Source organism: Pectobacterium versatile (assembly GCF_020166435.1).
In the GTDB taxonomy this organism is placed as follows: Bacteria; Pseudomonadota; Gammaproteobacteria; order Enterobacterales; family Enterobacteriaceae; genus Pectobacterium; species Pectobacterium versatile.
Genome location: NZ_JAINZP010000007.1, coordinates 1 through 26,015, shown reverse-complemented (window position 1 = coordinate 26,015; position 26,015 = coordinate 1). Strand labels below are relative to the sequence as shown.

Below are 26,015 nucleotides of genomic sequence, written 5' to 3'. Positions count from 1 at the left end.
CCTTCACCTTGCAAACGACGCCGCTTTGCTGCCTATTACGCCTTTCGCGTGCCGGTATCGTGCAAAAACAGTGCCATCGATTCAAGGTGACCGGTATGTGGAAACATATCCAACATGGCGACATTCGCCAGCCGATAACCAGCGGCCAGTAATACTTTGCTGTCGCGTGCTAGCGTCGTGGCGTTACAGGAGACATACACCACGCGTTTCGGTGCCAGTCTGGTTATCTGCTCCATCACGCCTGCCGCACCCGCACGTGCCGGATCAAGTAATATCTTATCAAAACCCTGAGCCGCCCATGGCTGCTGCGTGACGTCATCTTCAAGATTTTGGTGAAAAAATGTGACATTGGACAACCCATTGCGTCGGGCATTCTCGCGTCCTTTCTCAACTAACGCGGTCACCCCCTCCACACCAACGACGCTGGCGGCACGCTGTGCCAGCGGTAGCGTGAAGTTACCCATGCCACAAAACAGATCTAATATTCTATCCTGCGGTTGCACATCCAGCCATGCCAGCGCCTGCGCGACCATCTGCTGGTTCACTGCGTCATTAACCTGAATAAAATCACGCGGGCTAAAGGCCAGCGTCAGCCCAGCAACGTGATAAACCGGCTCTTCACCCTGTAAACACGTCAGCGAATCGGCATCCGGTGCCAGATAAACCGAAACGCCCTGCTGCTGCGCAAAATCACGCAGCGCCAGTTGATCCGATGAATGGAGTGGGTCAAGGTGCCTCAGCACCAGCAGCGGACCGTTCTCCGCCTGCACCAGCTCCACATGCCCAAGGCGTTTCACCGCCTTTAATCGACTCAGGCAATCGCGCAGCGGTTGCAGCAGCGCTTCAAGCTCGGGGCGCAACACCGGACAGGCTTTGATATCCACCAGATCGTGAGAATTTGACTGCCGGTAGCCCATCAACAGACGCTGCTCTTTTGCCTGAAAGTATAACGCAAGCCGCGCGCGCCTCCGATAGGCATAAGGTGTGCCAGCAATCAGCGAGGCTTCAGGCAGCTCTGCGCCCGTTTCCCGCGTCATCAAACGCATCAATGCAGCCGATTTACTGCTCTGTTGCAGCGCGATGTCCGCGTGCTGCTGTTGGCAACCGCCACAGCGGGTAAAATGCGGGCACGGCGGCGCAACGCGCTGCGGGCTAGGCGTCAGCAGGCGTTTAAGTTTTGCATGCGAAAACTGACGCTTCTCTTCTGTCAGTTGGACCTCGGCCTGCTCTCCCGGCAGTACACCCGTGACAAACACCGTCTTGCCTTCGTGACGCGCCACCCCCTGCCCAAACGGATCAAGCGACGTGACCGTAACAGTGAGGTTCTTAGCAGGAATTGCTTTCCGGGTCGTCACACGCCGGTTTGGAGAGTAGAATTGCGCCATAATGTACTATCGATTGATCTCTTGAGTTGAACGGCTGTAACCGGTACATGCAGTACCCGATAACTAATTACATCATTGGGTGCTCAGCATCCTCTAATTCTCCCACATTGGAACCCCATGACCAAATACAGTCTTCGTGCACGGATGTTGATACTGATTTTGGCACCGACGCTAATGATCGGACTGCTGCTTAGTTCGTTCTTCGTCATCCATCGTTACAATCAGTTGCAGTCGCAATTGGCCGATTCGGGCACCAGCATCATTGAGCCGCTGGCGACCATCAGCGCTTATGCCATTACTCATCGGCAGATGGACACGATTCCCGCGTTAATCAATACGCTTCATCGCCGTCACTCCGCGATTATTCGTACCATTAGCGTGTTCGATGCGCGTAATCAGCTCCTCGCCACCACCAACGTCCGCAACAACGTGACCTTAGAGTCGCTCAGCAGCGATGCGCTTGCACACAATAAGCTGCACCTGCACCACACGAATGACGCGCTGATTCTGCACATGCCGATCGTCACTGACAGCGAATTCATGCAGGGCGGAACAACGCCCGTGCTGCCCGGCACCGCGACACCTCTCGGCTATCTGGTGATCGAGCTGGATACCAGCACCATTCGGCTTCAGCAGTATCAGGAAATTTTCATTGCCGCGCTCTTGCTGCTGTTATCTTTGGGCGCCGCCGTCATCTTTGCCTATCGTCTGATGCGGGATGTCACCACCCCTATTCGCAATATGGTGGATACCGTCGATCGTATTCGTCGTGGGCAGTTGGATAGCCGGGTCGAAGGTTACATGCTCGGCGAACTGGATATGCTGAAAAACGGCATCAACTCGATGGCGATGTCGCTGACCGCCTACCACGAAGAAATGCAGCAAAATATCGATCAGGCGACCTACGATCTGCGGGAAACGCTGGAGCAGATGGAGATCCAAAACGTCGAGCTGGATCTGGCTAAAAAGCGCGCACAGGAAGCCGCCCGCATCAAGTCTGAGTTTCTGGCAAATATGTCGCACGAACTGAGAACGCCGCTGAATGGCGTGATCGGTTTCACCCGCCAGACGTTGAAAACACCGCTGAACACGACACAGACGGACTATCTGCTCACCATCGAGCGGTCCGCCAATAACTTGCTGAATATTATTAACGATGTGCTGGATTTCTCGAAGCTAGAAGCCGGAAAGCTGGTGCTGGAGGATATTCCGTTCTCGCTGCACAACACGCTGGACGACGTTGTCATGCTGCTGGCGCACACGGCACATGAAAAAGGATTGGAGCTGACGCTCAGTATTCAGAATGACGTACCCGAACAGTTTGTCGGCGATCCGCTACGGATACAGCAAATCATCACCAACCTGCTGGGCAACGCGATTAAATTTACCGAACAGGGCAACATCGATATTCGGGTGGAGAAGCGTCGTCAGGAACTTCATCAGGTGCAGTTAGAGGTGCAAATACGCGATACCGGCATCGGTATTGCCGAGTTGCAGCAATCGCAGCTGTTCCAGGCTTTCCGTCAGGCCGACACCAGCATTTCTCGCCGTCATGGTGGTACAGGGCTCGGGCTGGTCATCACCCAACGTCTGGTCAAAGAAATGGGTGGCGATATCAGTTTTCAGAGCGAACTCAGCAAGGGATCGACCTTCTGGTTCCACATCACGCTACCGCTCAACCCGCACGCGATACCGACCGAACCCGCCTACACGATGCTGCAAGGCAAACATCTGGCTTATGTCGAATACCATCCCATCGCCGCACAGGCCACGCTGGATATCCTGAGTCAGACGCCGCTCATCGTGAGCTACAGCCCGACGTTTGAGCAACTGCCAGAAGGGGAATTTGATATCCTGCTGCTCGGTATTCCCGTGCAATACCGTAATACGCTGCTCGATTACACGCCCAGACTGCGCGATATCTGCCGCCGCTCGCCCTGTGTGATTCTGGCGCTGCCCAGCCTGGCGCAAATGGATGCCGAGCAGTTGAAAACCTTCGGCGTGCATGCCTGCCTGAGCAAACCGCTCGCCGCCTCACGCCTGCTGCCGCTGTTACAGGACAGCACGCTGTTCCAGTTCTCTTTTCTGCCGGACGATACTGCATCGCATCAGAGTGCCGCACGCCATCTCGCCCGTTTACCGTTGAGGGTGATGGCGGTGGATGACAATCCAGCTAATCTGAAACTGATCGGCACGCTGCTGGAAGAGCAGGTCGAGACGATTATCCTGTGCGAAAGCGGACAAGATGCGATTGCACAGGCAGAACTGAATCAGTGCGACATTATTCTCATGGATATTCAGATGCCGGGTATGGACGGCATTTGCGCCAGCGAATTGATCCGTCAGATCCCTCACCATGCCACCACGCCTATCATCGCGGTGACGGCGCAGACTATGACGGGTGAACGTGAGCATCTGCTGCGTTCGGGTATGGATGACTATCTGGCGAAACCGATAGACGAACAGATGCTGAAAAGCGTGTTGACGCGTCATGCACGGCAAGATCCGTTGAAGCGCAATCGGGGCGAGATGACGGGATTACTGAACGAGCACGACGATAGCCAGCTATCACTCGACTGGGCGCTGGCGCAGCAACAGGCGGCCAACAAGCCGGAACTGGCGCGCGACCTGCTGCAAATGCTGTTGGATTTCTTGCCAGAGGTTCAGCGGAAGATAGAAAACGTGCTGAAGGGGCAGACGGATGATGACATCATCGAGCTGGTTCATAAACTGCACGGCAGTTGCAGCTACAGCGGCGTTCCGCGTCTGCAACGCATCTGCCGTTATCTGGAACAACAGCTGCGTAAAGGCGTTCACGCCAGCGATCTGGAACCCGAATGGCTAGAGCTGCTGGACGAAATCGACAACGTCAACAAAGCCGCCCAGCCGCATATCAAACCTATGCATTCGTAATCAATATCCCCAGCATAGCCCTGTCTCTTCGTCATATTTTATGTGGCTGTGGAGACAGTTTCGTGCGCTTACAATATGGCTATTCCATGCTCCTCCGCAGCACGCGCCCGACACGGGACGGCTCAAACGCCGCTCGCCCCGTGACCCCAGGCTTTTTGGCGGAAATTATGCCGCTAACGCGGGGCCTTCGTCGGTATCTGGCTTTACGGACCGCTTGCAACACGTTCCCGACGTGGCGCAAGCTTTCGCCGCGTCCTGCGGCTCATCCGAAGCCCGCTATCTCCTCAGCATAATTTTTTACGCCGGATAACGGCAAAACCCACAATGTCGCTGCATTCGTATAAGAAACAGCAGACTGACAGAGGGAGAACCTAACGCTGAACGTTTAAGGGACGAGCGCACGAAACCGCCTCCGCATCTGCATAAAAACGTGTAGATAAAAGGCGCTGATTAACCGCATCACGATAGTGCTCAGCGCGACACAGACTGCGCCAGTCGGATCGTGGCGGCGATATTACGTGCCGTCATCCGCACATTCTCTGCCGCATTATCCAGCGCTTCTTCTAGTGAGCAGATGTTGTAAAGCACGCTGAATACTGCATCCAGACCATGTTCATGCACCACGCCGACATCTGCCGTCAGGCTGCCAGCAATACCAATCACTGGTTTGTTATACTGTTTGGCAATTCGCGCCACGCCAATCGGCACTTTACCGTGAATCGTCTGGCTGTCGATGCGCCCTTCCCCAGTAATCACCAGCGTGGCATCTCGTACCAGTTCATCCAGCCCCAATGCTTCTGTGACAATCTCAATGCCCTGACGAAGCTCAGCGCCGCAAAAAGCCTGTAGCGCCGCACCCATACCGCCCGCCGCCCCCGCACCGGGAACGTGTTCCACGTCCATATCCAGATCGTGGCGAATCACCGCCGCATAATGCTTCAGCGCATTATCCAGTTGTTCAATCATCTCCGGCGTTGCCCCTTTCTGGGGGCCAAAAATCGCCGACGCACCCAGTTTCCCCGTCAACGGGTTGGTCACATCACAGGCCACTTCAAAGCGACAATTTTTAATACGCTCATCCAGCTCGCTGATATCAATGCGAGCGAGTTTGTCGAGTTCACCCCCGCCAAAACCGATCTGTTCGCCCTGCTTATCCAGCAACTTCGCGCCCAGCGCCTGCACCATGCCCGACCCGCCGTCATTGGTTGCGCTTCCACCAATGCCGATGATGCAGTGTCGAACACCGTGATCTAACGCGCAGCGAATCAATTCGCCCGTGCCATAGCTGGTCGTTTTTAACGGATTACGCAGTTGCGAAGGCACTCGTTCCAGACCGCTCGCTGCCGCCATCTCAATAAAAGCCGTTTTTTCATCGCCAGACAGGCCAAAGAACGCGTCGATGTTATCGCCTAACGGTCCTGTCACCTTAACATTCACAATCTTGCCATCGGTCGCAGCGACCATGGCTTCAACGGTGCCTTCCCCACCATCTGCAACAGGCAATTTGACATAGCAGGCATCGGGGAATATTTCACGAAATCCCTTTTCAATCTGCGTAGCAACCTCTTGTGCAGACAGGCTTTCTTTATAAGAATCCGGTGCGATCACTATTTTCATAAACGATCCGATTTCATCAACGTTCCGATTGCATCAATAATCCGCGCGCTCATGAAACGGCGCTTATACCTGCCAACGTTCAGGGCAGTAGATCCTGAAACCCAGTAGGTAGATCAGAGTGATTATCTGCCAGTCGGCTGGCATCCTGTGCCAGCCTCGTGACTATCGCTTCACGGCTTATCGCGTAACTTCAACTTTGGCCAGCTTCTCGTAGTAACACGCCAGCGCACTGTGGTCAGCCGATCCCAGATCGTCCGCTTTCAGCGCCTGCATCATTTCCATCACTGCCGCCGTTAACGGCAGTTGTGCGCCGACGCCGTGTGAGGTATCCAGCGCGTTCGCCAAATCTTTGATATGCAGATCGATGCGGAAACCTGGCTTAAAGTTACGATCCATCACCATCGGCGCTTTCGCATCCAGCACGGTGCTGCCAGCCAATCCACCGCGGATCGCCTGATAAACCAGATCCGGGTTAACCCCTGCTTTCGTCGCCAGCACCAGCGCCTCGGACATGGCGGCAATGTTCAGCGCCACAATCACCTGATTCGCCAGTTTGGTCACGTTACCTGCACCGATATCACCAGTATGTACAACAGAACCTGCCATGGATTTCAGAATCTCAAAGCAGCGCTCAAACTGGGCTTTGTCGCCACCGACCATCACAGACAGCGTGCCGTCAATCGCTTTCGGTTCACCGCCGCTGACTGGCGCGTCCAGCATAGCGATCTCTTTCGCCGCCAGTGCGGTAGCAATTTCACGGCTGGCAAGCGGGGCGATTGAACTCATATCCACCACAATGCTTCCGGCGCGCGCACCGTCGATGACGCCGTTTTCACCCAGCACCACCTCTTTAACGTGTGGAGAGTTAGGCAGCATGGTGATGATGACATCACACAGCTCCGCAACCTGTTTCGGCGTTTCAGCCGCCGTAGCGCCCGCTGCAACCACTTCCGCGACCGCGTCCAGATTTCGATCCATCACGACTAATGAGTAACCTGCTTTCAGCAGATTTTTACTCATCGGTTTTCCCATGATGCCCAATCCAATAAAACCAATTTTCATCGCCCTAACCTCATTGTCTGATGTAGATATCACTTCAATTCACGATGAACCCACCTCATGGCGGATCCGATTCGCACGGAATTAATCCATTACTTCTTGTACTTGTCGCTCAGCGCCTGTGTTGCGCTGCGGAACACGCCCAGATCGCTACCGACCGCAACGAAGCTTGCGCCCCATTCCAGATAGCGACGCGCATCGGCTTCAACCGGTGCCAGAATGCCGCACGGCTTGTTGTGCGCAGCGGTGCGATCGAAGATGTGGCGGATCGCTTTCTGCACGTCAGGATGATTAGGCTGACCGAGATAGCCCAGCGCCGCAGACAGGTCGCTCGGGCCAACAAACACGCCGTCTACGCCGTCAACGGCAATAATTGCATCCAGATTGTCGAGGCCGTCCTGACTTTCGATTTGCACTACGACGGTAATGTTGTCGTTAATCTTGGCGAAATAGTCCGGTTCGGTGCCATAGCAGTTGCTACGGTGCGCCACGGAAACGCCGCGGATGCCTGCTGGCGGATAACGGGTTGACGCGACCGCACGCGCAGCCTCTTCCGCCGTTTCCACGAAAGGAATCAGGAAGTTATTGAACCCGATATCCAGCAGTCGCTTGATGATGATCGGCTCATTGCACGGCGGGCGGACGACAGGCGCACTGTGGCTGCCTTTCAGCGCCATGAGCTGAGGAATAAACGTCACGATATCGTTAGGCGCATGTTCTCCATCCAGCACCAGCCAGTCGAATCCCGCCAGCCCCAGCACTTCAGTTGAAATCGGGTTGCCCAGCGCACACCAGCAGCCAATCAACGTTTTCCCCTGCAGCAAATCTTGGCGAAAACGGTTAGGTAACAGCGGAGTCTTCATTTTTTATCCTCGGTCATTCCAGCGCCGCTTGACTGAAGCGGCGCGCTCAAAAAACGGAAAATCAGAACGTTAGCGAACCAGACACGGACGTTTATTATCAAACGTCCACTCAGGAATAAGGTACTGCATTCCCATGGCGTCGTTACGTGCGCCTAATCCCATGTTTTTATACAGTTCGTGTGCTTTCATCACCTGATCCATATCCAGCTCGACGCCCAGACCCGGTTTCTTCGGCACTTCCACCATGCCGCCAACAATCTGCAACGGTTCTTTCGTCAGGCGTTGGTTGCCTTCCTGCCAGATCCAGTGCGTATCAATCGCCGTAATCTTGCCCGGCGCCGCCGCGGCGACCTGAGTAAACATGGCCAGTGAAATATCAAAGTGGTTATTGGAGTGAGAACCCCAGGTTAAGCCCCATTCGTGGCACATTTGCGCCACGCGTACGGAACCTTGCATTGTCCAGAAGTGCGGATCGGCCAACGGAATATCGACCGATTGCAGCGAAATAGTGTGCCCCATCTGTCGCCAGTCGGTAGCGATCATGTTGGTCGCGGTAGGCAGCCCCGTCGCACGGCGGAATTCCGCCATCACTTCACGACCCGAGAAGCCTTGCTCCGCGCCGCACGGATCTTCTGCATACGCCAGCACGCCACGCAACTGTTTGCCCAGACCGATGGCTTCATCCAGCGACCAGGCACCGTTTGGATCCAGCGTGATGCGGGCCTGCGGGAAGCGTTTCGCCAGCGCGGTCACCGCTTCGGCCTCTTCGCTACCGGCCAGTACGCCGCCTTTCAGTTTGAAATCGTTGAAACCGTATTTTTCATACGCAGCTTCAGCCAGACGCACGATGGTTTCTGGCGTCAGCGCTTCTTCATGACGCAGACGATACCAGTTGCATTTCTCGTTAGCCTGACTCTGGTAAGGCAGATCGGTTTTATTACGATCGCCAATGTAGAACAGATAACCCAGCATCTCGACGGCATCACGCTGCTGCCCATCACCCAGCAGCGAGGCCACGCTGACATTGAGGAATTGCCCCAGCAGATCGAGCATGGCGGCTTCGATCCCCGTGACGACATGGATGGTGGTACGCAGATCGAACGTCTGCAAACCGCGCCCGGAAGAATCGCGGTCGGCGAACTGCGCACGCACCGCCGTCATCACGTTTTTGTATTCGCCCAGCGTTTTGCCCACCACCAGCGCGGCAGCATCTTCCAGCGTCTGACGGATTTTCTCACCGCCGGGAATTTCTCCGACACCGGTATTCCCGGCGTTATCTTTCAGAATCACAATGTTGCGAGTGAAATAAGGTGCATGTGCGCCACTCAGGTTGAGCAACATACTGTCGTGACCTGCAACCGGAATAACCTGCATGTGGGTAATCACCGGCGTTGAACTTTGCAATGTCATTTTCTTATCCTTTCTCTCTCATTTTTCTATGTAGGGTTAGCGGCCAAAAACCGGGCGTTTACGATCAAATGTCCAACCAGGAATCAGGTACTGCATGGCGACGGCATCATTACGTGCCCCGCTCGGTAATTTTTTGTAGAGATCGTGAGCCTTCATGACCTGTTCCCTATCCAGCTCAATCCCCAGACCGGGACGATCCGGCACCTTAATTTTGCCGTTGACGATTTGCAGTGGCTCTTTGGTCAGATGCTGCCCTTCCTGCCAGATCCAGTGCGTATCAATCGCCGTCGGGTTACCCGGTGCCGCAGCCCCCACGTGCGTGAACATCGCCAGAGAGATATCGAAGTGGTTATTGGAATGGCAGCCCCACGTCAGACCCCACTCATCACACAGTTGGGCGACGCGCACCGCACCGTGCATCGTCCAGAAATGGGGATCGGCCAACGGAATATCGACCGCTTGTAGCATCACGGCATGGTTCATTTCGCGCCAGTTGGTCGCAATCATGTTGGTCGCGACCGGTAGCCCGGTGGCACGACGGAATTCCGCCATTACTTCACGACCGGAGAAACCTTGTTCGGCACCACACGGGTCTTCCGCGTAAGTCAGAATGCCCTTCATGTCTTTGCACAATCCGATCGCTTCATCCAGCAGCCAGGCACCGTTTGGATCGACGGTAATACGCGCATCCGGGAAACGCTTTTTCAGCGCTTTCACGGCATCGATTTCCTGTTCGCCGGGCAGTACACCACCTTTGAGTTTGAAATCTTTAAATCCGTAGCGGTCGGTTGTGGCTTCGGCCAAACGCACAATCGCGTCGCTGTCCATCGCCTGCTGGTGACGCAGGTGATACCACTCGTGCTTGCCTTTCTCACCTGATACTTTCTCACCCGACAGATAAGGTAAATCCGTCTTCGTGCGATCGCCGATATAGAACAGATAACCGAGCACGGTGACTTCATCACGCTGTTTACCCGGCCCCAGCAGCTCGGCAACAGGGACACCCATGAATTGCCCCAGCAGATCGAGCAGCGCCGCTTCGAGTGCTGCCACCGCATTCACGCGCAGTTCAAACGTCCAGGCACCTTTGCCGAAGGAATCAAAATCAGAAGACTGGTTGCCGACATGAATGTCATGAACCAGACGGTTCATGCGGGCGATTTGTTCGCCTTTCACACGAGGAATGGCTTCAACCAGCGTGTTGTAGATGACTTCACCACCGGGCGCTTCGCCGACACCAGTATGCCCGGCGCTGTCGGTTAAAATGACGAGGTTACGCGTGAAGTAAGCACCATGCGCGCCGCCGATGTTCAGCAACATGCTGTCATAGCCCGCAACGGGGATGACTTTCATGTCGGTAATCACAGGCGTCGCTGAAAAGTTTGTCATGACAGGCTCCCGTCATGAATGGATCGCACAGGATTGACGCTTAGGTTTCCGATGGTTGCCACAACGCAGGGGCGCGCTGAGGCGGATGAAAATAATTCAGTCATACAGAAATAAAAAACAGATGGTGCACCAGTAGATGATTTCATGTTGTTTTCCTACTTTATTAGCGCGACCTTGTTTTTACTCTGATTTGAACTGAACAATGCTTGTAGGGCTTGTAAGATTGTCAGAATAAAAACAGGTTATTACTGAAATAAACCAGTCAGGAATGCGGTGTTGTAATTCGTACCGCCTCACCAACCTCAGTAAAAAGTATAAGTTTTCTTATTTCACAACTCATTGGGCAATAGCACAGCATTCCCTGTCGAAATGCAGATTAAATATGTCATTATCACAGGCCAATGGGAGGTGTTTCACGAAAACTGGGAAAAGCGAATTCCTGCTTTATCAACACCGAAATACGTCCCCTTGGCACTCGATTTCGAAGAGGTAAAACCCGACGTTAAAGGGCATGAATAAATGACAAATCTATACCCTAAATAATTCGAGTTTCAGGCAGGCGGCAAGCGAGGGAGTCCCGATGAGCTTACTTGAGTAAGTGATTCGGGTGACAAATCTGCTGGGAGCAGATTTGAACGCTGCTTGCAGCGGCCCTTCAGGGCGAGGCCCACGACGGGCCGAGTATTTAAGCGCAGCCAACGCATATGCAACTTGAAGTATGACGGGTATATAGCGAAACGCTGCGCCATCATACTGATGGAACAGCGTTTTGTTTTATTGCCTATATCTAGACTAATACGGTAACGACTGGCCTTAATTCTTAACGAACGGCTTCAATTCGACACGTTTAATCTCTTTCACAATGAACAGGTAGCTGAAGATCGCAACCAGCGCATGAATCCCGACATACACCAGACCACCATTGAAAGAACCGGTCATTCCGATGATGTAGCCAATCGCAATCGGCGTCACGATACCAGACGCGTTACCAAACATATTGAACAGTCCACCGCTCAATCCGCTGATTTCTTTCGGTGCGGTATCGGCCATAACCGCCCAGCCCAGCGCACCAATGCCTTTGCCGAAGAAGGCTGCAGACATCACCGCAATAACGACCCACTCGGTTTCAACGTAGTTACAAATCACCATCGACATGGAGAGCAACATACCGAGAACGATTGGTGTTTTACGGGCAAAGGTCAGTGAATTAGTCCGGCGCATCAGGTAATCGGAAATAATGCCGCCCAGAACGCCTCCCACAAAACCACAGATAGCAGGAACCGAGGCGACGAATCCTGCTTTGAGGATCGACATACCGCGCGCCTGAACCAGATAAAGCGGGAACCAGGTGATGAAGAAGTAAGTCAGTGCGTTAATACAATATTGACCGATGTAAACACCAAGCATCATACGGGACTGCATTAATTGTTTGATCTGGTGCCATTTTTCACCCTTCTCAGTCGCTTTCTTCGACCCTTTGGCATCCATATTGATCAGTGCGCCGCCGGCCTCGATGTAATCCAGTTCGGCCTGATTCACACTAGGGTGATCTTTAGGATCGTGGATCACTTTCAGCCAGACAAAACTCAGAATGATCCCCAATCCGCCCATAAACCAGAACACATGCGCCCAACCCACGGCGTGTACCAGCCAGCCCATGATAGGAGCAAAAATCACGGTAGCGAAGTATTGTGCCGAGTTGAATATCGCGACAGCAGTACCGCGCTCTTGAGCAGGGAACCAGGCCGCTACAATTCGGCTATTCCCCGGGAAGGAGGGTGATTCACACAAACCAACCATAAAGCGCAGCAAGAACAGGGAAATGACGATGCCCGCACCGCTGAAAATATCGACAAAACCTTGTAATAAGGTAAAAATCGACCAGGTAAAAATACTATAGAAGTAGACTTTCTTTGAACCAAAGCGATCGAGCAGCCAGCCTCCGGGTATTTGCCCAATAACATATGCCCAGGAGAAAGCAGAGAAGATATAGCCCATCCCCACCGCATCCAGCCCAATTTCCTTAGACATTGCTGAACCAGCAATGGACAAGGTTGCGCGGTCCCCATAGTTAAATGACGTGACAATAAACAACATCACGACAATCCAGTAGCGGGCGTTTGTTCTCTTTTGTATCGCGCCAGCTGCTGAGCTTACTGTATTCATGATGAACTCCTGCTTCAATCGCGGTTCGCTCATTCATTCCGAATAACAGATAACGGTGTAGGGTTATCAGAATGAAGATCAGTGGATAGTTAACATTCCCATTTTTATTTTTTTTTGCGAATAGCCAGGCTATATAGCATCAGAGTAATTAGCTGACATCTTCAACTCGCAGGAACATTATAATTTTTACCCACTGACTGCTCACTAGCTAAAAGCACAACATTAAAAATGTCCTTTTGAATATGTTGGTGCACTTGCCCTATATAGTGCGAGGTGTTTCACGAAAAACGCCGCTATTCTCTTTTTACATTCATACACATTATTTTCATTTCTGACTTAAAAACCGTGCGCCGGAAGAATGTGATCAAACTCACCAAAAATTGGGTCTTCGCCTGATAAATCAGAAATAAAAAGCGCTGGCTTAGGTCAATTGCATAATGTACGAGAAGGGAACCTCACGTATACTCATTAGCGAGCAATGAAGTAATAGCGTGGTAATAGTTACCACCGTGTTTCTGATAAACCAATAATAAAGGCTTGCATCATGTCAGATAAATCAGAAAGTAATGCTGCACAAGAGCAGCCACTTTATATTAAGGTCCACGATTCTGATAATGTTGCCATTGTTGTTAATAATAATGGCTTACGTGCCGGAACCCGTTTTAATGATGATCTGGAATTAATTGAGCATGTTCCGCAAGGTCACAAAGTGGCCCTTGTGGATATCGCCAAATCAGGCGCCATCATCCGCTATGGTGAAATTATCGGGTATGCGCTGCGTGATATTACCAAAGGAAGCTGGATCGATGAATCTCTGGTCGAGTTGCCTCAGGCTCCCGCGCTGGAAACCCTGCCGTTAGCGACCAAAATCCCCCCCACGCTGCCTGCGTTGGAAGGTTATACCTTTGAAGGTTACCGCAACGCCGATGGCAGCGTAGGTACGAAAAACCTGTTGGGCATTACCACCAGCGTGCACTGCGTCGCGGGCGTGGTGGACTATGTCGTCAAAATTATCGAGCGAGACTTATTGCCGAGATATCCCAATGTGGATGGCGTGGTCGCACTCAACCATCTTTATGGCTGTGGCGTGGCAATCAATGCTCCTGCTGCGGTGGTTCCCATCCGTACCATTCACAATCTGGCGCTGAACCCGAATTTTGGCGGCGAGATACTGGTGGTCGGCCTGGGCTGTGAAAAATTACAGCCGGAGCGCCTGCTGGAAGGGACGCCTGATGTACAAGCCATCTCCCTCGACGACACCAGCATTGTCCGCTTGCAGGATGAACACCATGTTGGTTTCAGATCGATGGTGGATGACATTCTGACGATGGCAGACAAGCACCTGCAACGGTTGAACAAACGTCAGCGTGAAACCTGTCCGGCCTCTGAGTTGGTTGTCGGCATGCAGTGTGGCGGTAGCGATGCTTTCTCCGGCGTCACCGCGAACCCTGCCGTTGGTTTTGCATCCGATCTCTTGGTTCGCTGCGGTGCGACCGTCATGTTCTCCGAAGTGACCGAAGTACGCGACGCCATTCATCTGTTGACGCCGCGCGTCATCAATGAAGAAGTCGGTAAACGCCTGCTGGAAGAAATGGCTTGGTACGATAACTACCTCGAGAGCGGCCAGACCGATCGTAGCGCCAACCCATCGCCAGGCAACAAAAAAGGTGGCCTCGCGAACGTGGTGGAAAAAGCGCTCGGCTCCATCGCCAAATCCGGCACCAGCGCGATTGTCGAAGTCCTGTCCCCCGGACAGCGTCCAACTAAACGTGGCTTGATTTACGCCGCAACACCAGCCAGTGATTTCGTGTGCGGTACCCAGCAGCTTGCTTCTGGTATCACCGTGCAAGTCTTCACCACCGGTCGTGGCACACCCTATGGCCTGCTGGCTGTCCCTGTGATCAAAATGGCGACCCGAACCGCATTGGCAAACCGCTGGCACGATCTAATGGATATTGATGCCGGAACCATTGCTACCGGAGAGGCCACGATCGAAGACGTAGGCTGGCAGCTTTTCCACTTCATTTTGGATATCGCCAGCGGCAGGAAAAAAACTTGGTCCGATCAGTGGGGGCTGCATAACGCACTGGCCGTTTTCAATCCGGCGCCAGTAACCTGATTATCTTTCTCCGCAGGCCAGAATCATTATCTGGTCTGCGGATAGCGTTATTTGATCTGCAATAAATTCAGCGTCAATAAAAATGGAAGAAAGGCCGTAATTAAAAGAATAAACAGCAGGGCAGCAACATTTAATTTCATTCATGCAAAGAAAAGATAAAAAAAACTTAACAAGTCATTCTTCTTAGCGTCACCTTCATCAATTCTAAAACACCTTTTAAGAAAAATCCCTATTTTAATCCCCGCCTATTTTTAATCATTTTTTTACCAATTATTTATTGCCAATAAAATGAATCAATTGACAGGTAATCATCCTCATCATAAATTTACGCGTGCTGAAAAAGCGTGCTAACACTGATGAAATATTTGTTACAAAAAATAAAGTTACAAAACCTCCATCACGCACAATATAGGGTGAATAGACCGCTCATATAATTAAGGAATGCCATTATTTTATATAAGCGAATCAATCACCCAAGAAATTTCAGTATACCTATTTGAATAACTTGAATATTTACACAGCAATATGCCTGACAGATTTCACGGTATCACCAAGTAGCAGCTACACTGCGCACCCGCATCTGGAATAACCAGAGCGGCTGAGGCAAGAAGCTGCCAGCATGGCTGAACCTGGAAGCTGAGCGGGATACGTACGCCGGGGTTTCTAATGAGATTAAATACACCTGTAACACAGCAGGAGTATCTGTTAGACATGGACACCATATTGATGTCCACAACAAATATTCACAGCCACATTACCTATGCCAACTCTGCCTTCATTACAGTTAGCGGTTTTTCCGAAGAGCAGCTCATCAACCAGCCTCACAATATTGTGCGCCATCCCGACATGCCCGTGGAAGCCTATGCCGACATGTGGTTTACGTTGAAACAAGGCGATAGCTGGACCGGATTAGTGAAAAACCGTCGCAACAACGGTGACCACTACTGGGTTCGCGCCAACGTTACGCCGGTCTACCAGCAGGAGCAGCTCGCGGGCTATATCTCAGTACGTAACACGCCTAGCGCGGAAGAAATAAAGTATGCCGAAACGCTGTATAGCGCCGTGCAGAAAAAACAGGCGGGCAGCCGCAAATTCTACAAAGGGCTCGTCGTTCGCACTGGACTCTTCTCTCCACTGTCACTTTTACAGCAATTGTCAGTCTGCTGGCGCTTGCGCCTAGCAGTGCTGGCGGTGGGCCTCATTCCCGCACTGCTTGCTTTCAATGGCATGAATCCACTGTGGCTACTGGCACTGACGCTATTACTCATCGTCATCATGGATCAGTTTCTGCAAAAGCAAATTGCACAGCCAATCAGGATGATAATGAAGCAGGCTCAGCATGTAGTATCGGGCCGTAAAGTAAAGCATGTCCACCTGAACCGGGTCGATGAAATTGGCTTGCTGCTACGCTCTGTTAATCAGTTTGGCCTGAACCTGCATTCGCTTGTCGACGACGTCAGTACACAGGTAAACGGCATCACCAACGTCAGCCATAAGCTGGCGGAAAACAATGTCGATCTGAATACCCGCACGGAAGAGACATCGGCCAATCTGCAACAAACTGCCGCTGCCATTGAAGAAATTACCGTTGCCGTGCAGCAAAGTGCAGAGACGGCGGCACAGGCCACCACCATGGCAGAGGCCGCCAGCAGCACCGCGTTCAAAGGTGGCAATATCATGAAGGAAACCATCGGCATGATGGATTCCATCTCAAGCGCCAGTGATAGAATCGTTGATATCATTGGCGTGATAGACAGTATTGCCTTCCAGACCAACATCCTTGCGCTGAATGCGGCCGTTGAAGCCGCTCGTGCTGGCGTACAAGGACGCGGGTTTGCGGTGGTAGCCGCTGAGGTTCGCAATCTGGCGCAGCATTCCGCCTCTGCGGCCAAAGAGATTAAAACGTTGATCGATGCTAACGTCCAAAGTGTGAAACAGGGCAGCACTATGGTCGAGAACGCGGGCAAACATATCAGCGACATCGTTGATGAAGTCTTGCAGGTCTCCACCATGATCAAAGAGATCAGCAACGCAACGCATGAGCAAACCTCGGCATTGGGCCTGATCAATACCTCTATTGCACAGATAGAACAAATGACACAGCGCAACACCGATATGGTTACCCACTCCACAGAAGCGGCTGAAGGGCTAAACCTTCAGGCAAGGCGGCTGAATAGCGCGATTAACGTGTACGGTAGTTAACTGACATCATCTCATCCATTGCGGCAAGGGCGTGGAAAGCGCCCTTGTCCCCTTTCTTCCCTTCGAGCAAACGCATTGCCCCCTCACGTTTTGTAAGTTTTTCGTAAAGAAAAGAGCGACACAGCCGATAGTGATCGGAGAACTGACCTATTTCAGGAGGAAGTGATGTCCAATGATATCAGCCGGATTACAATGAATACGGTGTCAACAGTCGCGGTGGCCTCTACGGCCAGTAAGTCTGCATCTAATACAGAAAATAAAGCTGCGTCGACTAATGAGAGTAAGGCTGCACCTGCTGGCAGTAGTGGTGCTCAACAAAAAATTGCTGCATTGCAAAATCAAATCAAACAGCTGACCAAAAAGCTAAAAGATCTGGGCGAATCAGCCGCTAATGCGCAAAGTGAAAATGAGCGCAAACTCATTAAACAGCAGCAGCAGATGATTCAGGCACAAATACAGGCGCTCTATGCCGAAATTGCCCGCATCCAAAAGGAAGAAGCAGAAAAGAAAGCGATTGAAACTGCGTCAAAAGTAACATCACAACAAACTGAAAATAAAGACAAAAAAGGCGGAGTTAATATCTACGTCTGACAGCAATATCTGACGCATTCCCTTCTTTCTTTCTCTCTCTTTCCTGATTGATACATTTTGTTACATGAGCTATCAGGAAAGTGAGGATTTCATGTTTCATTACCAACAATATCCCCTTCGAGAAAGTGCTTAAATTGCCGATGCAAAGGCATGTAGCCCAAACCATTCGGGTATAAACCCTAAATAATTCGAGTTTCAGGCAGGCGGCAAGCGAGCGAATCCCGATGAGCTTACACAAGTAAGTGATTCGGGTGACAAATCTGCCGGGAGCAGATTTGAACGCTGCTTGCAGCGGCCCTTTGGGGCGAGGCCCACGACGGGCCGAGTATTTAAACGCAGCCAACGCACATGCAACTTGAAGTATGACGGGTATATCGGCATCTTTTCAGGAGGGAAAATGTCAAACACCATCAGCAGTATCAGCGTATCGACAACCACGGCAAGCAGCAGTAAAAGCAGTAGCAGCACTTCGGAGCAACAGATTGCGCAGCTCACCAAGCAGGTTCAAGCGCTTACCAAACAGGTCAGTAAACTGACCGAATCCGCTTCCAGCGCAGAAAGCGACGAAGAACGTAAGCAGATCGAGCAACAGCAACAGACAATTCAGGCGCAGATCCAGATGTTACAGGCGCAAATTGCTCGTTTGCAGAACGAAGAATCAGAACAACAGTCTGATTCCTCTGCTCCGACTCAACGTGCTAAACAAGAAGGCGTTAACCGCCCGACAGAAGACAACCAGATTAATATCTACGTGTAGTCTGCGTCAGGGATGGGGTAGCCAGTCAACGTGAAAGGTCGCTTCATTGAAGCGACCTTTTTTCATCAGGGGTTCGACAGGAAATGGATAATCAGGGACGGGGCCGTTTCAGCGGCGTGACCAACCCTTGTAGACCCTCAACCTTGATTGCCAGCGTAATTTGCATCAATTCCCCTAAGCGACCGTGAGGAAATTCATCCTTGCGGGAGAACCACAGCAGGTACTCTTCAGGTGAGCTATCATGGAAGCATCCATCCCGCCAAAGCATGAGCGACACCTATAGAAACTGGCATTGCTCATACCGTGCTCGCAGCACAATTCAGCAACGGGTGTTCCGGTTTCGGCTTGCTTAAGAATGGTCATAATTTGACTGTCGGTAAAACGTGATTTTTTCATAGAGATCTCCCCAGTACAGATTACGAGAAAATTCTACTTAGAGAAAATTCTACTTATAAACACACCGTTTTTTCGGGGGGATTACCCCAATGAAACTAACGGCTGGCCTATCACCATATTAGCCAGACGAGGTCTGCTCAAAGGCCGCCGAAAGCAGTGGCACCGCCCTCAGCACGAGACCCACGCTCTATGCTATAGTGGCCATACCGACCTGTTTATGACCCGAAACCAAAAGGGCCACAGGGACGCTGACAACGCTAAAATCAGACCACGCACACACGAAACGATAACTGACAAACCATGACAGACGTAAAATCAGGTATAAACAACAGGGCGTCAGCCGATTCCCGCGCTTCGCACCTCAACCGCTTCTCCATCGCGCCGATGCTCGACTGGACCGATCGCCATTGCCGTTATTTTCTTCGCCAACTGACTAGCCAGACGCTGCTGTATACCGAAATGGTGACGACAGGTGCAATTCTTCACGGTAAAGGCGACTATCTGGCCTACAGCGAAGAAGAACATCCGCTGGCGTTGCAGCTCGGCGGTAGCGATCCACAAGCGCTGGCGCAATGTGCCAAACTGGCAGAACAGCGCGGCTATGATGAAGTAAACCTGAACGTCGGTTGCCCGTCTGACCGTGTGCAGAATGGCCGTTTCGGTGCTTGCCTGATGGGCGAAGCGGCGCTGGTAGCAGACTGCATCAAAGCGATGAAAGACAGTACCTCCATTCCGATTACGGTGAAAACCCGTATCGGCATTGACGATCAAGACAGCTATGAATTCCTGTGCGACTTTATTCAAACCGTCGCCGAACGCGGTGGGTGCGATACCTTTATCGTCCACGCGCGCAAAGCCTGGTTATCAGGCTTGAGTCCGAAAGAGAATCGGGAAATTCCACCGCTGGATTATCCGCGCGTTTATCAGCTCAAGCGCGATTTCCCGGCGCTCACCCTCGCCATCAACGGCGGCGTTAAAACGCTGGAAGAAGCCAAAACGCATTTACAGCATCTGGACGGCGTGATGATGGGCCGTGAGGCTTACCAGAATCCCGGTATTCTGGCGCAGGTCGACCGTGAGCTATTTGACATCGACGCCGCCACGCCGGATTTGGCTGGCGTGGTACGAGCCATGTATCCCTATATCGAGCGCGAACTCTCTTCCGGCGCATCATTAGGCCACATCACGCGCCATATGCTCGGCATGTTTCAGGGCATCCCCGGCGCGCGTCAGTGGCGACGTTATCTGAGTGAAAACGCCCACAAACCCGGTGCCGACGCGGCAGTGGTAGAGCGTGCGCTAGCGCTGGTTAATTTGGTTTAAAAAACACTAACAGTTAGTATTTTTCATCAACACTCTTTCATTTCTCTTCCTCGTGCTGCTGGTAAATCAATCACTTACCAGCAGCACATCTTGGCACGATTCTTGTTATAGCTTATGTAGCACGCAGAACCTTCTCTTCCCTGCGTAAGATACGGTTTAACCGCTACAGGAGCGCACCATGTTGGAAATTTTCTTCGTTATTGGCTTTTTTATCATGCTGATGTTGACGGGCGTGTCACTGCTGGGCGTGATTGCTGCACTGTTTGTGGCGTCCCTTTTTATGTTGATCGGTGGGCTGTTTAGCATCGCGATAAAGGTACTGCCGTGGCTGATCTTGGCCGTCGCGGCGGTGTGGCTGTGGCGCAAATTTAGCGGACGACCTGTCTACAACTCGCACCGCTATACCTATCGCAAATACACGTATCGCCAGCGCAACGGGAATGAGTGGTAATGCCAGAAAGGGAAAAAACTGAATTACGCACGAAAATGACGGGCAACACCGCGTTTAACACTCGCGTGTATTAGTACCACCTTGTTTTAATACAAAAGTGTGCGCCAGCAGATATTTTTTCCCTGATGTGGCTGTTAGGATAACGCCACGGTTTGACTCCCTTTTTATCATTTAAAGCGTGAGTAAGCTAAGTGGCAAACTCGCCACACGATTTCATCATCGTCAGTGAAATAATAGCCGCACAGCGGTACCTTCGTGACGATCGCTACGCTGTACCCTACATACAGTCTGATGAAATTAGCGTAACGGCAAGGGCTTCCCGACGGGAGGCCCTTTGCTTTTCAGAAACAAAGATTAGGGAATCAGCAGGCAGGAGCCTTGCGTGCCGCGGCTTTCCAGCGCCCGATGAGCGGCTTGCGCATCCAACAGCGCGAATTTCTGGTTCTGCGGCACATCAACCGTAATCGCCCCGCTGGCGATCAGTGAAAAGAGTTCATTGCTGGCTTGTTCCAGCTCGGCGCGATTCGTCACGTAGCCAAACAGCGACGGACGCGTGACGTACAGCGAGCCTTTCTGGTTCAAAATCCCCAGATTGACGCCGGTGACCGGCCCAGACGCATTGCCGAAGCTAACCATCAGTCCACGGCGACGCAGGCTATCGAGCGAGGCTTCCCAGGTGTCTTTCCCGACCGAGTCATACACAACGTTCACCTTCTGCCCATCGGTCAGTTCCGCGACGCGCTGTGCGATATTCTCGGTACGGTAATTAATGGTCGCCCATGCCCCCGCCTGTTTTGCCCGTTCTGCTTTCTCATCGGAGCCCACCGTTCCGATCAGCTTCGCCCCCAGCGCCTTCGCCCACTGGCAGGCAATTAACCCAACGCCACCCGCCGCCGCATGGAACAGGAAGACTTCATTTGGCTTGATTTCATACGTCTGGCGCAGCAAATAGTAAACCGTCAGCCCTTTCAGGAAAGAGGCCGCCGCCTGCTCAAAACTGATGGCATCTGGCAACAGCGCAACCTTTTCTGCTACTACGTTATGCACTTCGCTATATGCCCCCAGCCCAGACTGCGCATACACGACGCGATCGCCGACTTTCAGCACGCTAACCCCTGCCCCGACTTTCGTCACGACGCCCGCCGCTTCGGTTCCCAGACCGGAAGGTAAGTCAGGTACTGGATACAGACCGCTGCGAATATAGGTATCGATAAAATTAATGCCGATGGCGCGGTTCTCAACCTGAACCTCTCCCGCAGCGGGGTCGGCAGGCGTGAAATCCACATATTGCAGAACCTCTGGGCCACCATAAGCCCGGAACTGAACGCGTTTTGCCATGTTATCTCCTTAATCGTGACAGGTTCGTTGTTTCTCTATAATACGTATACCCTAAATAATTCGAGTTTCAGGCAGGCGGCAAGCGAAGGAGTCCGATGAGCTTACTTGAGTAAGTGATTCGGGTGACAAATCTGCCGGGAGCAGATTTGAACGCTGCTTGCAGCGGCCCTTCAGGGCGAGGCCCACGACGGGCCGAGTATTTAAGCGAAGCCAACGCACATGCAACTTGAAGTATGACGGGTATATTGTGTTATTTCGGACGTGCGGCATATACAATGCCCCCTAATCCAATGGCAAATCAATCGGTAAAGAACCTGTTTTATGGCAGAGAAAAGACCCACCAATAAATCGAATGCACCTCGTGACCGCCAGATGGAAGGTCTGAAACTTCCGCCACATTCGCTGGAAGCGGAGCAATCGGTACTGGGTGGCCTGATGCTCGACAATGAACGCTGGGATAATGTCGCCGAGCGTGTTGTCGCTAACGATTTCTATAACCGCGCCCACCGTTTGATCTTCACCGAGATGCATCGGCTGCTGGAAATGAGCAAGCCGATCGACCTGATCACGCTGTCCGAATCGCTCGAACTGCAAGGTTCATTGGAATCCGCCGGTGGCTTTGCCTATCTGGCCGAGCTGGCAAAGAACACCCCCAGCGCCGCTAACATCGGTGCCTACGCCGATATCGTGCGCGAGCGCGCCGTGGTACGTGAAATGATCTCCGTCGCCAATGAGATCGCCGACGCGGGCTACGATCCGCAGGGTCGCAGCAGCGAAGATCTGCTCGATCTGGCGGAATCCCGCGTCTTCCAAATCGCTGAAAACCGCGCCAGCAAAGATGAAGGCCCAAAAAGTATCGACCGCATTCTGGAAGATACCGTTTCCCGTATCGAGCAGCTTTACCAGAAACCACATGATGGCGTGACGGGTGTGGACACGGGCTATCAGGATCTCAACAAAAAAACCGCTGGCTTGCAGAAATCTGACCTGATCATCGTGGCAGCACGTCCATCAATGGGGAAAACCACCTTTGCGATGAACCTGTGCGAACATGCCGCGATGACTCAAGAAAAGCCCGTACTGATCTTCAGTCTGGAGATGCCCGGCGAACAGATCATGATGCGTATGCTCGCATCTCTGTCTCGCGTGGATCAGACCCGCATTCGTACCGGTCAGTTGGACGATGAAGACTGGGCGCGCATTTCCAGCACCATGGGGATCCTGCTCGAAAAACGCAACATGTACATCGATGACTCCTCTGGCCTGACGCCGACCGACGTGCGATCCCGCGCCCGTCGCGTGTTCCGTGAACATAATGGCCTGAGCCTGATCATGATCGACTACCTGCAATTGATGCGTGTGCCGTCATTGTCTGACAACCGTACGCTGGAAATTGCGGAAATTTCCCGCTCGCTCAAAGCACTGGCAAAAGAATTGCAGGTTCCTGTTGTCGCCCTGTCGCAGCTTAACCGTAGTCTGGAGCAGCGCGCCGATAAGCGCCCGGTTAACTCGGATCTGCGTGAATCCGGCTCCATCGAGCAGGATGCCGACCTGATTATGTTTATCTATCGTGATGAGGTTTATCACGAAAACAGCGACCTGAAAGGCATCGCTGAAATCATTCTGGGGAAACAGCGTAACGGCCCGATTGGTTCCGTTCGTTTGACCTTTAACGGGCAGTGGTCGCGCTTTGATAACTATGCCGGCCCACAATATGACGATGAATAACGCAGCGCTCAGCAATGACAACACTGCACTAAGGAACAAGAATGAAAACGGCAACTGCCGTCATTAACCGGCGTGCTTTGCGCCACAACCTGCAACGTATCCGTCAGCTAGCGCCTGGCAGTCAGGTCGTTGCCGTCGTGAAAGCCAATGCCTACGGCCACGGCATGATCGAAGCTGCCCATACTTTTTCCGACGCTGACTGCTACGGCGTCGCGCGGCTCTCCGAAGCGCTGGCGCTACGCGCCGCGGGCATCACCAAGCCCATCGTCCTGCTGGAAGGCTTTTTCTCCACCGACGATCTCCCGCTTCTGGTGGAACACCAGCTAGAAACCGCTGTTCACAGCCCTGAACAGCTTGCCGCATTGGAACAGGCCGCGCTGCCACAGCCGATCCCCGTATGGATGAAGCTTGATACCGGCATGCACCGCCTTGGCGTTTTGCCGGAGCACGCCGACGCGTTTTGGCAACGCCTGACCGAATGCCGCAATGTGGTGCAGCCAGTCAATATCATGAGCCATTTTTGCCGCACCGATGAACCCGAAGCGGGAACCACCGAACGCCAGATGGCCTGCTTTGATGCTTTTACACAGGGTAAGCCCGGTGCACAATCCATCGCGGCCTCCGGCGGCATTCTGCTGTGGCCACAGTCACACCGCGATCGCGTCCGTCCCGGCATCATTCTCTATGGCGTATCGCCGTTGGATAACGAAGACGCCGCGCATTTTGGCTTCCAACCTGCAATGACCTTTACGTCTCACCTGATCGCGGTACGCGAACACAACGCAGGCGAAGCGGTCGGTTACGGCGGCACCTGGACCAGCCCGCGCAATACCCGTCTGGGCGTGGTCGCCGTCGGCTACGGCGATGGCTACCCGCGCGGCGCGCCAGCCGGTACGCCCGTGCTCGTCAACGGTCGCGAAGTGCCGCTTTCCGGCCGCGTATCGATGGATATGATTACGGTGGATTTAGGGCCAGATGCGCAGGACAAGGTCGGCGATGAGGTCATCCTCTGGGGGCCAACGCTACTGGTTGAACGCATTGCTGCGCATACGGGCGCCAGCGCCTACGAACTGATTACGCGCTTAACCCAGCGCACCGCGCTGGAATACGTCGACGGTGAGTAAAAACGGACTGACTAGTTTTTATCGGCAAGCTCATGGCTTGCCGACCTTAAAACGGGTCATCTACTATGCGGCAAGCTGGCTTGCCGTATCCGCTATCCTGACGCTGTTTGCCCTCATTAATTTCTATACTCTGAAACCGACGGACGTTGGCGGCACGCTGTTTGGCGGCATGTTTAGCGCGATGTTCGATCTCATCTACTGGTCTTGCGCCGCATCGGGTTTCTGCTTTCTGGCGCTCTTTCGGCTCTCGGGATGGCGTGTTGCCTGGATACTTGCGGGACTGGTGCAAATCGGTATCAGCGCCCTGTGGCGCATTCAATATTGGCAGGCGTATGAAAGCGGCGAGCAGATACTGTCCCCCATGTCCGGCGAACTGTATGTTTCCATGCTGGTAGGCGCAGGCATGGCCGCTATTGGCATCATGAAATATCGACACGCCCAGCGCAACCCAATAGCTCAACGCCCAACCTATGCGAAAGCGGTCGCTGCATTGCTGCTGATCGCGCTTTATTTCGCGCTCCCGCTGCATCTCTACCTGCGTGAACCTCTCCCCTACTGCGCCTTCAGCCCTGACGGGCAGCAGTTAAGTATCTGTCTTGGAGAGAATGATGAGCGGGTTATTGTTGAGTGATGGATTTACTGCCGTATAGGCAGCTTAGCAAGAATCAGGACTTTCACTTCACCAGACATCATCCGCGATTATTTAACCCAATCTTCCAACGTCAGCTCCGGTACTTGCTCAAATTCTCTCCGATTATTGGTGACCAATATGGCCTTAGCACTGATAGCATGACCCGCGATGGCCGTATCATTCGGACCAATAGGCGTGCCTGCTGCGGCTAGCGCGATTTTAATTTTCGTCGTAGCGTCTACTGCGGTGCTATCCCAAGGTAACACCGCATCAAGCCGGCGACAGAAAGCATCAACTAGTGGCATATGGCGTGAGGCTTTTTTGCCAACCGCCCCGAAACGCATTTCAGCGTAAGTGATGGCAGAGACCACAATCCGATCACGCCGCAGCGTGCACTGCTGCAACTTTTCAATCACCTCTGCAGGGTGTTCACGCATGATGAAGGAACAGATAGCATGAACAAGCGACTCACAGTTCGAATCTCCCCTCTTCGACCACATCCTGGCGTTCTGTCATAAAGTCAGCGTCAGCGCGCTCTTCTTGCAAAAACTGG

Annotated in this window: 20 protein-coding genes and 1 pseudogene; 10 read left to right on the top strand and 11 right to left on the bottom strand. The window is 52.7% G+C overall.

Translation table 11 applies throughout. From position 1 onward, the window contains the following. Positions 1-35: 35 nt before the first annotated feature. Positions 36-1,385 (bottom strand): 23S rRNA (uracil(1939)-C(5))-methyltransferase RlmD, encoded by a 1,350-nt coding sequence (rlmD, locus tag K7X24_RS10270; RefSeq protein WP_103971922.1) that lies wholly within the window; start codon positions 1,383-1,385, stop codon positions 36-38. A gap of 117 nt (positions 1,386-1,502) precedes the next feature. On the opposite strand from rlmD, the gene barA reads away from it, so the two are divergent. After that, a complete protein-coding gene (gene barA / locus K7X24_RS10265) occupies positions 1,503-4,298 on the top strand; it encodes a two-component sensor histidine kinase BarA (protein WP_103861735.1) in 2,796 nt (931 codons plus the stop codon). Between the two features lie 471 nt (positions 4,299-4,769). Here barA and K7X24_RS10260 read toward each other — a convergent pair whose 3' ends face one another. The 6 genes from K7X24_RS10260 to K7X24_RS10235 form a co-directional block, all read right to left on the bottom strand. After that, on the bottom strand, positions 4,770-5,915 hold the full coding sequence (locus K7X24_RS10260; RefSeq protein ID WP_103861736.1) for a glycerate kinase: 1,146 nt from the start codon (positions 5,913-5,915) through the stop codon (positions 4,770-4,772). Between the two features lie 177 nt (positions 5,916-6,092). Continuing rightward, complete coding sequence (gene garR / locus K7X24_RS10255) at positions 6,093-7,007, bottom strand: 2-hydroxy-3-oxopropionate reductase (RefSeq protein WP_258874442.1); 915 nt, start codon at positions 7,005-7,007, stop codon at positions 6,093-6,095. A 59-nt stretch (positions 7,008-7,066) separates the two neighbouring features. After that, positions 7,067-7,837: a 2-dehydro-3-deoxyglucarate aldolase gene (gene garL / locus K7X24_RS10250; protein ID WP_010309153.1), complete on the bottom strand. Its 771-nt coding sequence runs from the start codon at positions 7,835-7,837 to the stop codon at positions 7,067-7,069. Between the two features lie 69 nt (positions 7,838-7,906). Then, positions 7,907-9,247: a glucarate dehydratase gene (gene gudD / locus K7X24_RS10245; protein WP_224554724.1), complete on the bottom strand. Its 1,341-nt coding sequence runs from the start codon at positions 9,245-9,247 to the stop codon at positions 7,907-7,909. Between the two features lie 36 nt (positions 9,248-9,283). Beyond that, positions 9,284-10,636: a glucarate dehydratase family protein gene (locus K7X24_RS10240; protein WP_224554722.1), complete on the bottom strand. Its 1,353-nt coding sequence runs from the start codon at positions 10,634-10,636 to the stop codon at positions 9,284-9,286. 813 nt (positions 10,637-11,449) lie between these two features. Then, the gene (locus K7X24_RS10235; protein WP_161529762.1) at positions 11,450-12,802 is read right to left on the bottom strand and encodes an MFS transporter; all 1,353 of its coding nucleotides are present in this window, start codon (positions 12,800-12,802) and stop codon (positions 11,450-11,452) included. A gap of 544 nt (positions 12,803-13,346) precedes the next feature. Between K7X24_RS10235 and garD the strand changes: the two genes are divergently transcribed. The 4 genes from garD to K7X24_RS10215 all read left to right on the top strand — a co-directional run bounded on the left by garD (position 13,347) and on the right by K7X24_RS10215 (position 18,471). Next, entirely contained in the window at positions 13,347-14,921 is a 1,575-nt protein-coding gene (gene garD, locus K7X24_RS10230) for a galactarate dehydratase (RefSeq protein WP_224554720.1), read from the top strand. A 666-nt stretch (positions 14,922-15,587) separates the two neighbouring features. Continuing rightward, positions 15,588-17,123: a methyl-accepting chemotaxis protein gene (locus K7X24_RS10225; RefSeq protein WP_224554717.1), complete on the top strand. Its 1,536-nt coding sequence runs from the start codon at positions 15,588-15,590 to the stop codon at positions 17,121-17,123. 165 nt (positions 17,124-17,288) lie between these two features. Next, entirely contained in the window at positions 17,289-17,714 is a 426-nt protein-coding gene (locus K7X24_RS10220) for a FlxA-like family protein (protein ID WP_224554715.1), read from the top strand. Positions 17,715-18,111: 397 nt separating this feature from the next. Beyond that, on the top strand, positions 18,112-18,471 hold the full coding sequence (locus tag K7X24_RS10215; protein ID WP_224554713.1) for a FlxA-like family protein: 360 nt from the start codon (positions 18,112-18,114) through the stop codon (positions 18,469-18,471). A gap of 91 nt (positions 18,472-18,562) precedes the next feature. On the opposite strand, the gene K7X24_RS10210 is transcribed toward K7X24_RS10215, so the two are convergent. Together K7X24_RS10210 and K7X24_RS10205 are read right to left on the bottom strand one after the other, a co-directional pair. Further along, on the bottom strand, positions 18,563-18,739 hold the full coding sequence (locus K7X24_RS10210; RefSeq protein ID WP_224554712.1) for a putative quorum-sensing-regulated virulence factor: 177 nt from the start codon (positions 18,737-18,739) through the stop codon (positions 18,563-18,565). Further along, positions 18,697-18,867 (bottom strand): annotated as a pseudogene (locus K7X24_RS10205) (transposase); the annotation flags it as partial. The gene K7X24_RS10210 and the pseudogene K7X24_RS10205, both read right to left, overlap by 43 nt. A gap of 300 nt (positions 18,868-19,167) precedes the next feature. Between K7X24_RS10205 and dusA the strand changes: the two are divergent. After that, positions 19,168-20,190, top strand: a complete 1,023-nt coding sequence (gene dusA, locus K7X24_RS10200) for a tRNA dihydrouridine(20/20a) synthase DusA (RefSeq protein WP_224554709.1) — start codon at positions 19,168-19,170, stop codon at positions 20,188-20,190. Between the two features lie 178 nt (positions 20,191-20,368). Continuing rightward, entirely contained in the window at positions 20,369-20,641 is a 273-nt protein-coding gene (pspG, locus tag K7X24_RS10195; RefSeq protein WP_010279209.1) for an envelope stress response protein PspG, read from the top strand. 354 nt (positions 20,642-20,995) lie between these two features. On the opposite strand, the gene K7X24_RS10190 is transcribed toward pspG, so the two are convergent. Beyond that, positions 20,996-21,979 (bottom strand): quinone oxidoreductase, encoded by a 984-nt coding sequence (locus tag K7X24_RS10190; RefSeq protein WP_224554707.1) that lies wholly within the window; start codon positions 21,977-21,979, stop codon positions 20,996-20,998. A 321-nt stretch (positions 21,980-22,300) separates the two neighbouring features. Between K7X24_RS10190 and dnaB the strand changes: the two genes are divergently transcribed. The 3 genes from dnaB to K7X24_RS10175 are packed head-to-tail and all read left to right on the top strand — an operon-like array spanning position 22,301 to position 25,462. After that, positions 22,301-23,707, top strand: a complete 1,407-nt coding sequence (gene dnaB, locus K7X24_RS10185; protein ID WP_039490832.1) for a replicative DNA helicase — start codon at positions 22,301-22,303, stop codon at positions 23,705-23,707. A gap of 41 nt (positions 23,708-23,748) precedes the next feature. After that, positions 23,749-24,831 (top strand): alanine racemase, encoded by a 1,083-nt coding sequence (alr, locus tag K7X24_RS10180; RefSeq protein ID WP_224554705.1) that lies wholly within the window; start codon positions 23,749-23,751, stop codon positions 24,829-24,831. Further along, a complete protein-coding gene (locus K7X24_RS10175; RefSeq protein ID WP_224554703.1) occupies positions 24,824-25,462 on the top strand; it encodes a hypothetical protein in 639 nt (212 codons plus the stop codon). Before alr ends, K7X24_RS10175 begins: the two co-directional genes overlap by 8 nt. A gap of 68 nt (positions 25,463-25,530) precedes the next feature. Here K7X24_RS10175 and K7X24_RS10170 read toward each other — a convergent pair whose 3' ends face one another. Beyond that, positions 25,531-25,962, bottom strand: coding sequence for a type II toxin-antitoxin system VapC family toxin (locus K7X24_RS10170; protein ID WP_224554701.1), 432 nt, complete (start codon positions 25,960-25,962; stop codon positions 25,531-25,533). Between the last annotated feature and the right edge of the window lie 53 nt (positions 25,963-26,015).

Coding starts and splice junctions, on each gene's coding strand:
- rlmD (WP_103971922.1), bottom strand. CDS start 1,385: ATGGCGCAATTCTACTCTCCAAACCGGCGTGTGACGACCCGGAAAGCA.
- barA (WP_103861735.1), top strand. CDS start 1,503: ATGACCAAATACAGTCTTCGTGCACGGATGTTGATACTGATTTTGGCA.
- K7X24_RS10260 (WP_103861736.1), bottom strand. CDS start 5,915: ATGAAAATAGTGATCGCACCGGATTCTTATAAAGAAAGCCTGTCTGCA.
- garL (WP_010309153.1), bottom strand. CDS start 7,837: ATGAAGACTCCGCTGTTACCTAACCGTTTTCGCCAAGATTTGCTGCAG.
- gudD (WP_224554724.1), bottom strand. CDS start 9,247: ATGACATTGCAAAGTTCAACGCCGGTGATTACCCACATGCAGGTTATT.
- K7X24_RS10240 (WP_224554722.1), bottom strand. CDS start 10,636: ATGACAAACTTTTCAGCGACGCCTGTGATTACCGACATGAAAGTCATC.
- K7X24_RS10235 (WP_161529762.1), bottom strand. CDS start 12,802: ATGAATACAGTAAGCTCAGCAGCTGGCGCGATACAAAAGAGAACAAAC.
- garD (WP_224554720.1), top strand. CDS start 13,347: ATGTCAGATAAATCAGAAAGTAATGCTGCACAAGAGCAGCCACTTTAT.
- K7X24_RS10225 (WP_224554717.1), top strand. CDS start 15,588: ATGAGATTAAATACACCTGTAACACAGCAGGAGTATCTGTTAGACATG.
- K7X24_RS10220 (WP_224554715.1), top strand. CDS start 17,289: ATGTCCAATGATATCAGCCGGATTACAATGAATACGGTGTCAACAGTC.
- K7X24_RS10215 (WP_224554713.1), top strand. CDS start 18,112: ATGTCAAACACCATCAGCAGTATCAGCGTATCGACAACCACGGCAAGC.
- K7X24_RS10210 (WP_224554712.1), bottom strand. CDS start 18,739: ATGCTTTGGCGGGATGGATGCTTCCATGATAGCTCACCTGAAGAGTAC.
- dusA (WP_224554709.1), top strand. CDS start 19,168: ATGACAGACGTAAAATCAGGTATAAACAACAGGGCGTCAGCCGATTCC.
- pspG (WP_010279209.1), top strand. CDS start 20,369: ATGTTGGAAATTTTCTTCGTTATTGGCTTTTTTATCATGCTGATGTTG.
- K7X24_RS10190 (WP_224554707.1), bottom strand. CDS start 21,979: ATGGCAAAACGCGTTCAGTTCCGGGCTTATGGTGGCCCAGAGGTTCTG.
- dnaB (WP_039490832.1), top strand. CDS start 22,301: ATGGCAGAGAAAAGACCCACCAATAAATCGAATGCACCTCGTGACCGC.
- alr (WP_224554705.1), top strand. CDS start 23,749: ATGAAAACGGCAACTGCCGTCATTAACCGGCGTGCTTTGCGCCACAAC.
- K7X24_RS10170 (WP_224554701.1), bottom strand. CDS start 25,962: ATGTGGTCGAAGAGGGGAGATTCGAACTGTGAGTCGCTTGTTCATGCT.